This window comes from Bacillus mobilis (assembly GCF_001884045.1).
In the GTDB taxonomy this organism is placed as follows: domain Bacteria; phylum Bacillota; class Bacilli; order Bacillales; family Bacillaceae_G; genus Bacillus_A; species Bacillus_A mobilis.
The window spans coordinates 521,098-537,184 of record NZ_MACF01000046.1 but is presented as its reverse complement, the minus strand read 5'-3'; the positions used below and the strand labels follow the sequence as shown (position 1 = coordinate 537,184).

General features: G+C 36.5%; 15 protein-coding genes. All 15 read right to left on the bottom strand.

The features are described from left to right. Positions 1–78 precede the first annotated feature (78 nt). Positions 79–945, bottom strand: coding sequence for a 2-oxoacid:ferredoxin oxidoreductase subunit beta (locus tag BAQ44_RS07915; protein ID WP_000190158.1), 867 nt, complete (start codon positions 943–945; stop codon positions 79–81). Continuing rightward, positions 932–2,689, bottom strand: a complete 1,758-nt coding sequence (locus BAQ44_RS07910) for a 2-oxoacid:acceptor oxidoreductase subunit alpha (protein ID WP_000625416.1) — start codon at positions 2,687–2,689, stop codon at positions 932–934. The genes BAQ44_RS07915 and BAQ44_RS07910 overlap by 14 nt, the downstream gene beginning before the upstream one ends. Before the next feature lie 227 nt (positions 2,690–2,916). Continuing rightward, the gene (locus BAQ44_RS07905; RefSeq protein ID WP_071721410.1) at positions 2,917–3,840 is read right to left on the bottom strand and encodes a dipeptidase; all 924 of its coding nucleotides are present in this window, start codon (positions 3,838–3,840) and stop codon (positions 2,917–2,919) included. A gap of 58 nt (positions 3,841–3,898) precedes the next feature. Next, complete coding sequence (spoVS, locus tag BAQ44_RS07900) at positions 3,899–4,159, bottom strand: stage V sporulation protein SpoVS (protein ID WP_000404341.1); 261 nt, start codon at positions 4,157–4,159, stop codon at positions 3,899–3,901. Positions 4,160–4,308: 149 nt separating this feature from the next. Next, positions 4,309–5,103: a 2',3'-cyclic-nucleotide 2'-phosphodiesterase gene (locus BAQ44_RS07895; protein ID WP_001221093.1), complete on the bottom strand. Its 795-nt coding sequence runs from the start codon at positions 5,101–5,103 to the stop codon at positions 4,309–4,311. A 144-nt stretch (positions 5,104–5,247) separates the two neighbouring features. Beyond that, complete coding sequence (rny, locus tag BAQ44_RS07890; protein WP_016086643.1) at positions 5,248–6,813, bottom strand: ribonuclease Y; 1,566 nt, start codon at positions 6,811–6,813, stop codon at positions 5,248–5,250. 481 nt (positions 6,814–7,294) lie between these two features. After that, positions 7,295–8,326: a recombinase RecA gene (gene recA / locus BAQ44_RS07885; RefSeq protein ID WP_063260397.1), complete on the bottom strand. Its 1,032-nt coding sequence runs from the start codon at positions 8,324–8,326 to the stop codon at positions 7,295–7,297. A gap of 144 nt (positions 8,327–8,470) precedes the next feature. Further along, positions 8,471–9,709, bottom strand: a complete 1,239-nt coding sequence (gene cinA / locus BAQ44_RS07880) for a competence/damage-inducible protein CinA (protein ID WP_071721409.1) — start codon at positions 9,707–9,709, stop codon at positions 8,471–8,473. A gap of 20 nt (positions 9,710–9,729) precedes the next feature. Next, positions 9,730–10,308, bottom strand: a complete 579-nt coding sequence (pgsA, locus tag BAQ44_RS07875; protein WP_001052972.1) for a CDP-diacylglycerol--glycerol-3-phosphate 3-phosphatidyltransferase — start codon at positions 10,306–10,308, stop codon at positions 9,730–9,732. A gap of 63 nt (positions 10,309–10,371) precedes the next feature. Next, on the bottom strand, positions 10,372–11,283 hold the full coding sequence (locus tag BAQ44_RS07870; protein ID WP_063260399.1) for a helix-turn-helix domain-containing protein: 912 nt from the start codon (positions 11,281–11,283) through the stop codon (positions 10,372–10,374). 21 nt (positions 11,284–11,304) lie between these two features. Beyond that, positions 11,305–12,090, bottom strand: coding sequence for a DUF3388 domain-containing protein (locus tag BAQ44_RS07865; RefSeq protein WP_000574107.1), 786 nt, complete (start codon positions 12,088–12,090; stop codon positions 11,305–11,307). A 139-nt stretch (positions 12,091–12,229) separates the two neighbouring features. Next, on the bottom strand, positions 12,230–12,478 hold the full coding sequence (locus BAQ44_RS07860; protein ID WP_000114455.1) for a DUF3243 domain-containing protein: 249 nt from the start codon (positions 12,476–12,478) through the stop codon (positions 12,230–12,232). A gap of 75 nt (positions 12,479–12,553) precedes the next feature. Then, positions 12,554–13,267, bottom strand: a complete 714-nt coding sequence (gene ymfI / locus BAQ44_RS07855) for an elongation factor P 5-aminopentanone reductase (RefSeq protein ID WP_071721408.1) — start codon at positions 13,265–13,267, stop codon at positions 12,554–12,556. 103 nt (positions 13,268–13,370) lie between these two features. Continuing rightward, on the bottom strand, positions 13,371–14,657 hold the full coding sequence (gene yfmH, locus BAQ44_RS07850) for an EF-P 5-aminopentanol modification-associated protein YfmH (RefSeq protein WP_071721407.1): 1,287 nt from the start codon (positions 14,655–14,657) through the stop codon (positions 13,371–13,373). Beyond that, positions 14,658–15,932: an EF-P 5-aminopentanol modification-associated protein YfmF gene (yfmF, locus tag BAQ44_RS07845; protein ID WP_061678184.1), complete on the bottom strand. Its 1,275-nt coding sequence runs from the start codon at positions 15,930–15,932 to the stop codon at positions 14,658–14,660. It lies immediately after the preceding gene. Between the last annotated feature and the right edge of the window lie 155 nt (positions 15,933–16,087).

The window sequence follows — 16,087 nt, the reverse complement described above, 5'->3', positions numbered from 1 at the left end:
GAATTTTCTAAGTAAATAAGACTATCCTATATTTTCTTATAAAAAAAGGCTGCCACATGGCAACCTCCTCTTCTTATATTACATAAATTCAGCAACAAGTTCATCAAACATTTTCTGATCCATGTTTAAATCAGCTTGCACTAAAGGCTTCTCACTATAACCTTTTACAAGTTCTTGGTATGAAGGTTGCGCTGTATTTTGATAAATTAAACCTGTTACTAATCCGTTATTTTCCATTAACGTTTGCATAGCCATCATGCGATTAGATGGATCATATCCCTCTACTGTACTTAGTTTTGTTAAATTCTCTTTAAACCAATCGTAAGTATTTACTTTATTGTAAGTAACACATGGGCTGTATACGTTAATTAATGAAAAACCTTTATGGTTAATACCAGCTTCAATAATTTGTGTTAATTCTTTCAAATCACTTGAAAAGCTTTGCGCCACAAATGTCGCACCAGCTGTTAAAGCCATTTCCATAACATTTAGTGATGGCTCAATTGAACCTTGTGGTGTGCTCTTCGTTTTAAATCCAGCTTCACTACGTGGTGAAGTTTGCCCTTTTGTTAATCCGTAAATTTGGTTATCCATTACGATGTACGTAATGTCGATGTTACGACGAATAGAATGGATTGTATGTCCCATACCAATCGCAAATCCATCACCATCGCCACCTGATGCGATAACTGTTAAATCACGATTTGCCATTTTTACACCTTGTGCAATTGGAAGGGCACGACCATGAATACTATGCACACCATATGAATTAATATAACCTGAAATACGACCTGAACAGCCGATACCAGAAATAACAGCAAGTTCATCTGGATTTAAGCCAACGTTAGCTGCCGCACGTTGAATTGCAGCTTGCACCGAGAAGTCTCCGCAACCTGGGCACCAGTTTGGTTTTACACTGTTACGAAAGTCCTTAAATGTTGCCATTTAATACAACCCCTTTTTTGCATTCGTTGTAAATCTCTTTCGGCAAGAATGGGTTCCCATCATATTTTAAAAGACTAGAAATTTTCTCACCGTTACCAAGATTCATTTTCATAATGTTAGCAAGCTGACCTGTTGCGTTGTTTTCTACCACTACAACACGCTTCGCATTTTTCACAAGTGGATCGATTTCAGCTGTTGGGAACGGGTGAATTAAACGCACATGAGCATGGTTTACTTTCATACCCTCTTGTTCTAAGCGCTCCATTGCTTCTTCGATCGCGCCACGAGTTGAGTTAAATCCAACAAGCAATACGTCTGCTTCTTCATGCTTAACATTTTTATAAACAGGGGTATTAAACTTCAAGTTCTCCATTTTACGGAAACGTTTGTCCATTTGATTTTTACGGTTTATAGCTGATTCAGATGGTTTACCAGTTTCATCATGTTCTACACCTGTAACATGGTGAACACCATTTTTCATACCAGGTAAAACACGTGGTGAAACGCCATCTTCTGTTACTTCATAACGCTTGAAGTATGCTTTATTTTCACGTTCTGGTAATTCCGCTTCTAAATCAAGCTTACCGCGACGAATTTCCACTTTATCTAAAGTAAGCGGTTCTACCGTTTGTTTCCCTAAAGAAAGCTGTAAATCCGTTAAGAAAATAACAGGAACTTGATATTCTTCAGCTAGGTTAAATGCTTCTACAATATCATAGAAAGCTTCTTCAACTGTACTTGGCGCCATTACGATTTTTGGAATCTCACCGTGCGTACCGTAAATCATCGCCATTAAATCAGACTGCTCTTGTTTCGTTGGTAATCCTGTACTTGGACCACCACGTTGTGTATCAACAATTACTAATGGTGTTTCTGTAATACCTGCTAAACCAATCGCTTCCATCATTAAAGATAGACCCGGACCAGCAGATGCAGTTAATGTACGAACACCAGCATAGTTTGCACCGATTGCCATTGTACAAGCTGCGATTTCATCCTCAGTTTGGATTACTGTTCCGCCAACTTTTGGCAATTTTTTAATTAAGTATTCCATAATTTCAGATGCAGGTGTAATTGGATATGCAGACATAAAGCGAGCACCACCAGCTACGGCACCAAATGCGATTGCATCGTTTCCAATCATAAACATACGTTTCTTACCATCAGCTTTTTCAAGCTGCATCATGTTTACTTTTTCACCTAGCAATTCTTTCATATATTGAGAGCCGCGCTTAATTGCGTCCATATTCTTTTGAACAACTTGCTCTCCTTTACGACCAAAGATCTCTTCAACAACATCTAGATAAGCTGTTTCATCTAATCCTAATACCGCACTTGATGCCCCAACAGCAACCATGTTTTTCATTAATGATGTGCCTAATTCTGAAGCAATATCTGTAAACGGTATCACATATAGATTTACATCTGTATTATCAGGTATTGTCGGATTAAATTTCGCATCCGCAACTACAATTCCACCTGGACGTAGTTCGTGGAAGTTAAAATCAATAGTTTCTTGATCAAAAGCAATTAAAATATCTAAATCATCTGAGATCGCGCGTACTTCTGTTGTACTTACACGAATTTTATTATTTGTATGGCCGCCTTTAATACGTGATGAGAAGTGGCGGTAACCGTATAGGTAATACCCTAATCGGTTTAATGCAATACAGAAGATTTCTCCTGTACTTTCAATTCCTTCACCTTGTTGGCCTCCAACTTTCCATGAAAGTTGACTAATCATCTCCTACACCCCTTTTGGCTGCATTCATTGTAGTGTATTTTTTTACAGTAATAGTTTAGCATTTTTTATACAAATAAACTACAACGGACGCAAATTATGCCTCTTCTGATTTCCCTGAATCTTTAGTATAAAGCTATTTTGTTTTTCATTCTAGTATTAGGTCTTAAAAAAAGCAATAATATCAAATGAATTAATTCTAATTTTTCTGGATTTTTAAAACAAAAATCTTAAAAGCTTATACGTTCCACAAAGTTATCATGTAAAAATCGTTCTACAGTAGATGCTGTATAGTGTTTACAAAGCTCATTTATTACATTTTCGTATTCTCTATAAGCTGATACATTTACAACTGTTTCTAAAATTCCATCAAAATCCGAACCAAATCCTATATTGTTCTCTCCACCTAATGAACAAATATATTCGATATGGTTTACTATATCCGCTATATTCGCTTGTTTTTCACTTGTTAGAAACTGTGGTACAAAAGTAACACCAATCATGCTATTTCGCTTTATAAGAGCTCTAAGTTGTTCATCTTTTAAATTACGTGGATGCTGACAAAGTTTCATACAATTTGAATGGGAGGCAATAGGATTTTTTGCAATTTCTATCACATCCCAAAAGCTTCTTTCATTCAGATGAGACACATCAGTCCATACATGTAACGTATTAAGTTCTTGTACAACATGTTTACCAAAGGTCGTTAAACCCGCCCCACGTGTCTCTAGCGCACCATCAGCTAATAAATTGGCATAATTCCATGTTAGTCCAAAAGAGCGTACTCCTAGACGATAAAACAACCGTAATTTCATTGCATCTTTTCCAATTGCTTCGCATCCTTCTAGTGTTAATATCGCTCCAATCTCGTCCTGTTTTAACACGTTAATATCATCTTTTGTCTGAATAAACTTCACACCCGGTAATGATAAAATTTCATTATAAAAAATATCGACCATCTGTAATGCTACTTCAAAGCGTTTTTCATATAGCACCGTTTCTGGCACATATATAGCAAAACATTGTATACTCCCTTTTCTTTTCTTTAATTGTTCAAATGTAATATGTAATTGCGGATCGTTTTTAAAATTCTTTTTCCCCTGTGCACTCCATAACTGAAAGAGTACATCACAATGAGCATCAAAAATTTTCATTTCCATTCCTCCATTATAAAAACAACCTGTTTGCATACTGCAAACAGGTTGTTTAAACTTAACGAGGTTCTACAATTAATTTTATTGCTGTACGCTCTTCCCCATCAATCATAATATCCGTGAACGCTGGGATACAAATCAGGTCCAAACCACTAGGCGCTACAAATCCTCTTGCAATCGCTACTGCCTTTACCGCTTGGTTCAATGCACCTGCACCAATGGCTTGAATTTCTGCTGTTCCGCGTTCGCGAATAACACCTGCAAGTGCACCAGCTACAGAATTAGGGACCGACGTTGCTTTAACTTTTAATATTTCCATTCCGCGTTTCCTCCTCGTTTCTATAAAAAGTATTAGCAATTATTTCACTTTAACTTATATTCACGAGGAATGACGCGTATTCCTGCTAAATTTCTGTAATTTTTCTAAAAAATTAAAAAATAATAACTTTTCTAATTTTTACCTAGAAATTACTCAAAAAATGGTTGATCATCATTAATTAAGATACGCTGAATTTTCTTAGCTTTTCCTGTATTCGGATCCACATCAACTAGCACTGCACTTAATTGTGTTCTACCACTTGTCACTTCAAATCGTACTGGTAAGTTTGTTAAAAACTTCTTCAATACTGCTTCTCGGTCCATACCTAAAATCCCATCGTAAGGACCTGTCATACCAACATCTGTGATATATGCCGTTCCGCTTGGTAAAATACGATTATCTGCTGTAGGAACATGTGTATGTGTACCTACTACTGCTGTAGCACGACCATCTACATACCAACCTAACGCTTGTTTTTCACTTGTAGTTTCCGCATGAAAATCAATAAAGATAATATTCGTACGTTTTTTTGCAATGTTTATTAATTCATCCACTTTACGGAATGGGCAATCAATTGGAGGAAGGAATGTACGTCCTTGTAAGTTAATAACTGCGACTTCTGTTCCATTACAGTTCACAAAGATAAGTCCTTTTCCTGGAGTTCCTTCTGGGAAGTTAGCTGGTCTTGCAAGATATTTTGCATCATCAATAAATTCAAATACTTCACGGTTATCCCAAGCGTGGTTTCCAAGTGTAACCGCTTGTGCCCCGCATTCTAAAAAGTTTCGATATATTTTTTCCGTAATTCCACGTCCACCTGCTGCATTTTCTCCATTAATAATGGTTACTGTAGGTGTATATTTTTTCTTTAATGCCGGTACGTATTGTTGAATCATACCTCTACCAGGAGATCCTACTACATCCCCAACAAATAATATTCTCATATGTCTTACCCTTCCTATGTACTACATTTTTTATTACTATAGCTTCAAGTGATTTCCTTACAATAAAGTTTGTTTCACTTGTATGCTAATTTCCTTTATTTTAACCAATTCCAACACAAAAAAATAAAGTGGTGTTTCACCACTTTATTTTGCGTATTCCACTGCACGTGTTTCACGAATAACAGTTACTTTAATATGTCCTGGGTAATCCAGTTCATTTTCAATACGTTTTCGAATATCACGAGCTAAACGATGAGCTTCTAAATCATCAATTGTATCTGGTTTTACCAGAATACGAACTTCTCGTCCTGCTTGAATTGCGAAAGATTTTTCTACGCCTTCATAAGACTCTGAAATTTCTTCTAACTTTTCAAGACGACGAATATAGTTTTCAAGCGTTTCACTACGAGCTCCAGGTCTTGCAGCTGATAATGCATCTGCTGCTGCAACTAAAACTGCAATGATAGAAGTTGGTTCTGTGTCCCCATGGTGAGATGCAATACTGTTTATAACTACAGGATGCTCTTTATATTTCGTTGCGAGTTCGACACCAATTTCAACGTGGCTACCTTCTACTTCATGGTCAATCGCTTTACCGATATCATGTAATAGACCAGCACGTCTTGCTAGTTTTTCATCCTCACCAAGCTCCGCTGCCATAAGTCCAGTTAAATATGCAACTTCCATAGAGTGTTTTAAGACGTTTTGTCCGTAACTTGTACGGTATTTTAAACGACCTAAAATCTTAATTAAATCTGGATGTAATCCGTGAACACCCACTTCAAACGTTGTTTGCTCTCCGACTTCGCGAATATACTCGTCCACTTCACGTCTTGATTTTTCGACCATCTCTTCAATACGCGCTGGGTGAATACGTCCGTCCTGTACTAGTTTATCAAGAGCGATACGAGCTGTTTCACGACGAATTGGGTCGAATCCAGAAAGGATAACCGCTTCTGGTGTATCATCGATAATAAGGTCAATACCTGTTAACGTTTCTAACGTACGGATATTTCGACCTTCACGTCCGATAATACGTCCCTTCATTTCGTCATTTGGAAGATTTACAACCGAAACGGTTGTTTCAGCAACATGATCAGCTGCACATCTTTGCATTGCAAGAGATAAGATTTCTTTTGCTTTCTTATCCGCTTCTTCTTTCGCACGAACTTCACTTTCTTTTACCATTACGGCAATTTCATGAGAAACTTCACTTTCTACTTTACCAAGAATAATTGCTTTCGCTTGTTCGCGTGTCAGATTGGAAATGCGCTCTAATTCTGTTTGTTGCTTTTGAACTAACTCTCCCACTTTGCTTTCCAACTCTTCAATCTGTTGTTGTCTCGCTACAAGAGAATCCTCTTTCTTTTCTAACTGCAGCTCGCGTTTATCGAGCGTTTCGTCTTTACGATCAAGGTTCTCTTCTTTTTGCATTAAACGATTTTCTTGTTTTTGTAATTCGCTTCTACGGTCACGAATTTCTAATTCAGCTTCTGTACGAAGTGTATGAATTTCATCCTTTGCTTCTAAAAGCGCTTCTTTCTTAAGTGCTTCAGCCTCACGATTCGCTTCGTCTATAATACGTTTCGCTTCATTAGCTGCACCATTAATCTTCGCTTCAGCAATAGACTTTCGAACAAAAAAGCCAACAACTGCACCGACTGTTGCAAGCAAAATGGAGATGAGTATCCAAACTGTAGTACTACTCATGATTTCACCTCCCCTTGCTATGAATGAAAAAAGACTGTCGGCATGTACATTGAATACCAACATACAGCAAAGACCGTCGTCCCACTTTTTTAAGGGACTTTCTTCATTTCACAATTAAAATGTCATATTATTATTTCGGCAAGATTTAAGTCTTACTCCGAATATTACTTCTCTTCTTGAGAAGAGTGTTTCGTATATAAGAAAAAATATACATTCTCATTGTATCTATCGCAATTTTCATTGTCAAGCGTTGTCTACTTTTACTTTCTTTACCTTCAGCCCTAATTCATATATGAATTTAAAAAGCAGACAGCATATTATCCTGGAAAACCTTAGTAAATTCCAGTTTATTCATATAAAACATGCATATATTCCTCTTTATACATAGCCTTTTAAGCAGATTAAATATTTTTTCGCCAACGATATACAACGCTTTCATAATAATTAAAAATAAAAGACACGGTCCCGTGTCTTTTATTTTTTAATCTTGAAGATTTGAATCTTCCGTGTCTTCCACACCAGAGTCTTCACCAATTCCGTGATGATCACGAACAAAGAAGGCAATTTCTTCTCTTAAATCCGTATTCTCTTTTAAGAATTGCTTCGAATTTTCACGACCTTGTCCTAAACGCTCTTCATTATAAGAGTACCAAGCACCACTCTTTTGAACGATATCAAGTTCAGAAGCCATATCTAAGATTTCACCTTCTCTTGAAATACCTTCTCCATACATAATATCAACTTCAGCAACACGGAATGGTGGTGCTACTTTATTCTTAACTACTTTTACTTTCGTTTTATTACCAACGATGTCATTACCTTGCTTTAATTGCTCCGCACGACGTACTTCAAGACGAACTGTTGAATAGAATTTCAACGCACGACCACCTGGAGTTGTTTCTGGGTTCCCGAACATAACCCCAACCTTTTCACGAATTTGGTTAATAAAGATTGCGATTGTTTTTGATTTATTAATTGCACCTGAAAGTTTACGAAGTGCTTGAGACATTAAACGAGCTTGTAAACCTACGTGTGAGTCACCCATGTCTCCTTCAATCTCAGCTTTCGGTACAAGAGCTGCTACAGAGTCAATTACGATAATATCAACCGCGCCACTTCGTACAAGTGCTTCTGCGATTTCTAAACCTTGCTCCCCTGTATCAGGTTGTGATAATAGTAATTCATCTATGTTAACGCCTAATTTTTGTGCATATACAGGATCCATCGCATGCTCCGCATCAATGAACGCTGCTTGTCCACCTTGACGCTGTACTTCAGCGATTGCGTGTAATGAAACTGTTGTTTTACCTGAACTTTCAGGTCCGTAAATTTCAATAATACGGCCGCGTGGGTATCCGCCTACCCCTAGTGCCACATCAAGTGCTAAAGAACCACTTGAAATTGTAGAAACTCTACGCTCCGCTTGTTCTCCTAATTTCATAATTGAACCTTTACCGAATTGCTTCTCTATTTGTTTTAACGCCATATCTAATGCCGCTTGACGATCACTCATTCAAAATTCCTCCTTAACTGAATTGCTAATCTTATTATACCTATTTTCAATTCAATTTGCCAACAAAAATCGAACATTTATTCGATTTTTTTATTTTCCGTTAAATAAAACTGAATTTAAGCATTAAAAAAAGCTAGAAGAGACTCATATCTCTTCTAGCTTTTTATATAAATGATAAAATCCATATTTCGCCGAACGTTCCCTGATTTGTTGACGACTTCCACTTAAATTAAGAGAAAAGACTACAGTTGGTTCATCCTTCATCGCCAATCCAACGAATACTGTTCCCGGCTCTTTATGTTCTGAAGCATCCGGTCCTGCTACCCCAGTGAAACTAATGCCGATATCTGCTTTTAATAAGCCCTTAACATTTTCAGCAAGATAACGAGCACATTCTTTACTTACTGCACCATCAGTAGACAACACTCCCTCAGGTACATGTAAAACATGTTGCTTCACATCATTATGATAACAAATGACACCGCCTTTAAATACTGAAGACACCCCAGCACTTTCTGTTACTTGATTCCCGAAGAGTCCACCAGTTAAACTTTCTGCACACGCTAAAGTTAATTCTTTTTTCTTCAATAACTCTATCGCCTTATCATGCAGAAACTCTTGATCATACCCGTAGAAAAATTCTCCTACTCTTTCTAAAATCAAATCTTCCATATGCTGAATGAGTTTCGCCGCTTCATCAGCATTTTGATGTTTGGCAGTTAAACGTAATGTCACTTCTCCATCATTCGCAAGGGGGGCGATTGTCGGATTCGTTTGTCCATCAATTAAATCTTGAACTTTCACTTCTAATTGAGATTCCCCAATCCCGAAGAAGCGAAGCACACGAGAATAAATGTTTTCTCCTGTTGTAAAGTTACGTAAAAAAGGCTCTACATAACTGTTATACATCGGCTTCATCTCTTTCGGTGGTCCTGGTAATAAAATATAAACTTTCCCGTTCTTATTTAACCCCATACCAGGTGCCATGCCGTGATCATTCGCAAATACAGTTGCTCCATCTAAAACGAGCGCCTGCTTTTTATTATTCTCTGTGAACTCACGACCTGTACGCTTAAAGTACTCGCTTATCGATGCTAATGCCTGTTCATCATACACTAGCTCTCCACCCAAACTAGAAGATATCGTTTCTTTCGTCAAATCATCTTTTGTCGGGCCTAATCCACCTGTGAAAATAAGTATGTCAGCACGTTCTTCCGCAACTTCAATCGCCTGCTGTAATCGCTTGTTATTATCTCCAACTACAGTATGGTAGTACACATTAATTCCAATTGAAGCTAACTTTTCAGATAAAAACTGGGCATTTGTATTTGCAATTTGTCCAAGTAATAATTCAGTTCCAACCGCAATAATTTCAGCATTCATCCCAATTCCCCCATAAACTTCTATTTTGAGTTTACAAAAGCAGCTCTATTTTTCCAGAAATAATCCCACCCTGAAATAACAGTAAAGAATAATGCAATCCATATAAAGATATCAGCAACTGGAATATGGATTAAATTTAAAGGTACATCGTGTAATAAATACGCTGCAATCGCAATAATTTGTGTCCACGTCTTAATTTTTCCTAACTGATTTGCCGCCACTACTTCTCCTGTTCCAGCAAGTACAAGGCGTAAACCTGTTACTGCAAACTCACGGCTTATAATTACAATAACGATCCAAGCAGGTACGTATTGCATCTCAACTAACGTGATAAGTGCTGCTGAAACAAGTAATTTATCAGCTAACGGATCAAGGAACTTCCCTAAATTCGTTACAAGATTATACTTTCTTGCGTAATATCCATCAATCCAATCTGTAGCCGAAGCAATAATAAAGATAAGTGCCCCTACTAAATGTTGAATTGGTAAATCAACATCACCAATTGTGTATGAACCCCAATCAAAGGGCGCTAACATAATTACCATAAAAATTGGAATTAAGAAGATTCTAGATATTGTAATTTTATTTGGTAAATTCACAGCTATTCCTCCATCATATCAAAAACATTTGTTCATTGAAAAAAGTCATCGAAGCGATGACTGTTATTGTGCAGGTTGCTCTATCCCTTGGTTTTTTATCACCAATCTTTGGTGAAGTTCTTTTTCTGGATCCAATGGATAAGCGACCACTTGGCCATTCAGTTTAACTTCAACATTCGTTGCATTTCCAATATTAAGTCGCACTTCTTTTATTGTTGATACATCATGTTTTTCTATTTGACCCTCTTGTACTGTAGTGTTTAAAATTACTTTACCAGTATCATCTTTAACATCTACATAACTCGCACCTTTACCCGATATTTCCAGTTCTAATGTTTTATTGTTATGAATTTCCAAAGTAGATACTTTACCGGCTGTTCCAACTACTTTCACTTCTTCTTGTCCAGTTGGTTGTGCTGGTTGTTCCTCTTTCTTTGGCTCTTCTTTCTTTGGTTCCTCTTTTTTCGGCTCTTCCGCTTTCACTTCATCTTTCTTCGTATCTAACGGAGAGTTTTCTGCTTTTTTAACCTCAATTTTCTCACTTTGAGCGTTCGGAACTTTTTCATCATCTTTTCCAGTTAACGCTTGGAAAACAAACCAAATCACCACTCCAAATGCGATTACTAACAACGCTACTAAAATTTTCGGCATATGATCTGCAATTGGCCATGATGAAGATTTTTGCATTGTTTCTTGTGTTTTTTGTCCTGTTGATACTTGTGGAACGTCGCGTTTTTCAGATTGTGGTATCGTACTCTGATATTCTACAAGCAGTTCCTCTCCATTTAATCCAACCGCATCTGCGTATTGTTTAATGAATGCACGCGCATAAAAAGCTCCTGGCAATACATCATAATTGCCTTCCTCAATCGCTACTAAATGGCGTTTTTGAATTTTTGTAACCTCATGCAGCTGATCAATAGACAAGCCTTTCGTTCCTCTTGCTTCTTTCAGCTTTTGTCCTAATTCTGTCACTACTAACACCTCAATATTTCTTTAAAAGTCAAACATAGAGAAATTATTTTGCGTACCTTGCTCAATTTCATCTACTAAATTATATTGAATTTCTTCATCATAATCGTTACGCAACTCGATAATATAATCAAAATCATCCAATGTGTATTCTGACTGACTCACAAATACGTCAGGATGTTCCACAACTTTCGTTGCAGGTAATCTCATAATTTCACGAACAAGCTGCCAATGCCTTTCGTTAGCACGCTTTGTTGACACGATTCCATCTAAGATGAAAATATTGTCGTCGCTATACTCATCTTCAATCAATTGACTACGAACAGTTTGCTTAATAAGAGTAGATGATACAAATAACCATCTTTTATTTGCACAAACACTTGCGGCAACAATGGATTCTGTTTTTCCGACACGAGGCATTCCTCGTATCCCGATTAGTTTATGACCTTCTTTTTTCATGATTTCAGCCATAAAGTCTACAAGTAATCCTAATTCATCACGTACAAATCGAAATGTCTTCTTATCATCTGCATCTCGTTGTATGTACCTACCATGTCTAACCGCTAGCTTATCTCTTAGCTTTGGCGGACGATATTTCGTTACCGTTATGTTATCCATCGTATTTAAAATTGATTCAAGTCTAGAGATTTGCTCTTGATTATCACACATAAGGAGTAATCCGCGTCGTGCATTATCTACACCATTAATTGTGACAATATTAATGCCGAGCATACCGATTAACGAAGAAACGTCACCAAGCAAGCCAGGTCGGTTTTTATGTATTTCGTATTCAAAATACCATTCAATCATCCAAGATCACTCCCCTTGCTTACTTTACACCTACGTACTATATTATATGATTTCACCTTAATAGGGAAGCTAAATGTATAATCTAACCCGCGTTATTATTATACAAAAAAAATAGAGAGGAGAATCTCCTCTCTATTTTTTACTTATGTTGTACAAACTTCACCATTAAGTTTGCGATTGTATGTTGCTCTTGTTCATCAGCAACTTTCCAAAGCTCAGACAATAATTTCTCTTGATCGTTGCGCGCTTCTACTTCATTTGCTAAATAATCTCCAACACGAAATGCCATATCTGATACAGCACCGCCATCAAGACCTTTTCCTGATGCCTGTTCTAATCTTTCTCCTAAAAAGCTCTTCCATTGATCAAAATTATCTAAAACTGACATGTGTAAGCACCTCACTACTTAGTAATAGAATCATGCTTAATTTGTACAGTTTTTTATTTTTTATGTAAGAAATTTTTAGCAATGCCAACCGCCGTTCACTCCGATAATTTGTCCCGTTATGTAAGATGCACCTGGCGATACGAGGAATGACACTGTTTTCGCTACTTCGTCTGGTAGTCCCAACCTGCCTAACGGAATCTCTTCAGCAATCCCATTCTTATCCTCTTCTGAAAATACGTTTAACATTTCCGTTTCAATTGCACCTGGCGATACCGCATTCACTCTTACTCCACTTAATGATACTTCTTTTGCTAAAGCTTTAACATATGAATTTTGTGCACCTTTTACCATCGAGTAAAGCACTTCACATGATGCGCCAATTTGTCCCCATATAGACGAAATAAGTACAATATTGCCACTTCTCCGCTGAATCATAGATGGCAGTGCCTTTGATAATAATTTATAAATACTCTTCACTTGAAGTTCTACCATATAATTTAATTCATCGTTCGTTACATCTGTTACGAGTCCAAATATACTCTTCCCAGCTGCATATACGATAACATCAAGAGGCTGTTCAATTTGTTCCCACAATTGCTCTGCTCCATCAGCAGAAGCTAAATTGGCTTGAATGGGAATCACTTCACCCCATTCTTTCTGCAACTCATTCACTTTCTCTTCACTGTTATTATAATGAACATATACTGTATATCCATCTTGAATTAATTGTTTTGAAATAGCAGAGCCAATCCCTCCGCTCCCTCCAGTTACTAATGCATACTTTTTCATATAATTCCTCTCTTATCTCAACAAAATCTTTATCCTACAAATAAATAATACCCTCATCTTACAATTTATCAATGATAAGATGAGGGTATTATTATGAAACCTTTTATTTCTTCGGTAAAACCTGACAAACGCTCATTCTTTCTTCTGATAATAATGTTTTCGCTACTTCTTGTAAATCTTGAACAGTTAACCCTTCTAATACAGTTAATGCTTCAAACAGACTCGATTCATTAAATGCATATCGTGTAAACTGATTTGCAATATATTCCGGTGAATTCAAGGAGCGTAAAAAGCCACCTATTTTCTTTTTCTTTACTCGTTCTAATGCCGCCTCATCTAATTGATCATAATTTGTATTTAATAAAATACCTTTCAAACGCTCTTCCAGCTCATCAGGTTGCTTCGTATCGCCGCCAACCATTGCAAAACCGAAGTTATTCTCTTCCGTATAATCATACGAGAACGAATCGTCAATAAGCCCTTCGTTATATAAAGATTCGTAATGAACGGAGCTTTTTCCAAATAAATAATCTAAAAGTAACGTAAGCGCAATTTCTTGTTTTAAAAGAGCTTTCCCTTTTTCTTTTAAATTCGTCGCCTTAATACCGACTAAACATTTCGGTGTTTGTACAGGCATTGAAATAATTTTCTTCTTTTCATTTACCTCATCTGGTTCTTCTTCAAATGAACGTACAATTTCTGGTTGGTTTTTATAATCTTTTTTCGCTTGATTTTCACGTACTAAATCCATTGTTTTCTCTGGATCAATCGCACCCACAACAAATAGTAACATATTGCTCGGATGATAAAATGTTTCATAACATTCATACAATAGGTCTTTCGTAATTTTACTAATAGACTCGATTGTCCCTGCAATATCGATTTTAATTGGGTGCTTTACAAACAAGCTATCAATTAAACCGAAGTATAAACGCCAATCTGGATTATCTTGATACATTTGAATTTCTTGCCCAATAATCCCCTTCTCTTTTTCAACTGTTTTTTCAGAGAAGTAAGGCTCTTGTACGAAGTTTAGCAATGTATTTAAATTTTGTTCTACATTTGATGTACATGAAAAAAGGTAAGCTGTTCTTGTGAAAGATGTAAAAGCATTTGCCGATGCTCCTTGTTTGCTAAACAATTGGAAAGCATCATGATCTTCTTTTTCAAATAATTTATGCTCAAGAAAATGAGCAATTCCATCAGGCACACGAATCATTTCTTCTTTACCTAATGGTACGAATGTATTATCCATAGAACCATATTTTGTCGTAAACGTTGCAAATGTTTTATTAAATCCTTGCTTAGGTAAAATATATACATCTAATCCATTAGGAAGTTTTTCATAATAGAGTGTCTCTTTTAATTGCTCATAAACAATTTTCTCCATTTATTCTCCCTCCGTTCCTTGTAAAAAGTAAATTGTATCTAGTTCAATATTTTTAGCAACTTTCACAATCTCTTCTTTCGTCACGCTTTCAATACCTGTAAGCCATTCTTCAACCGGACGCGTACGGTCTGAAATAATGCCATGATACAGCATTTCCACAAATCCGCGCGGTGTATCAATCGCCTCTAATATTTGATTTTGAATGACACTTTTCGTTTGATGCATCTCTTCTTCAGAAAAATCACCATTTTGCATCGCTAACATTTGTTCTTTAATAATCTCAACAGCTTTTTCATAATTTTTCGCTTCGATCCCTGACATGACAAACAATAAGCCTTTATGACTTTCAAAGCGGGATGCCGCATAGTACGCTAAACTATTTTTTTCACGGACGTTAACGAATAACTTCGAATGAGAAAATCCTCCAAACAATCCATTGAACAATTGCAGCGCAAAATAATCTTCATCTTTATACGTAATAAACGTACGATAGCCGATGTGTAATTTACTTTGCTTTAATTCTTGTTTTTCTACAACTTCTTTCTCTTCATTATTTCTCTTATGAAGAAGTACATTTCTTTCCCTCACAGGACGCTCCGAAATAGAAAAATACTTACTTACAAGATCCACTGCGTTTTCTGAAATATCACCAATAATGTATAGATCCATTTCATCTTCCGCTAACACTTTTTGATAATATTGATACAAACTTTCATTTGTAATAGAAGAAACACTCTCTTTTTTCCCATTTGCACTTAAACGATACGGTTCTACTTTACACATTTCTTCAATTAAACGCTCGTTTGCATAGCGCATTTTATCATCATACGTAGCTTCAATTCGTTGCAAGAGCGCTCTTTTTTCACTTTCTACGATAGAAGGTAGAAAACCGTTCCCTTCTGTCGCTGGATGTAAAACTATATCCGATAACATAGAAAGCGCTTTTTCAAATAACGGTGGTGCATCATGCAAATATACTTCATTTGCAATGTCCACATAAATAGAGATAATATGGTCTTCACCTTTTTTACTTACATCTACTGCCAAAGAAGATCCGTATAATTCTTCTAAATATTGACGAAGACGAATTACAGAAGGAAGCTTTTCTGTCGCACTTTGCAATACGTATGGCAATAGGGCACGCTCTGTCACCGTCTCCTCATTTAAAGGTGCTTTCAAACGAAATACAAAAGTATTTGTTTTATATTTATCTGTTGGAATAATATGTACTCGTAAACCACCTAACTCATGTAACTGTTGTTCCATTAGTTTCATTTATAGCCCTCCTTTGCGTATGTAGGAATATTCCTCTTCAATATACAGTTTTTAGAAATAAAAAATCAACTTTTCTTCCTCACTATACTTACATTAGGCTCTTTCTAAAAACTTTCATTTGTAAGGAACATCGTAAAATTCCGTATTAAATATAG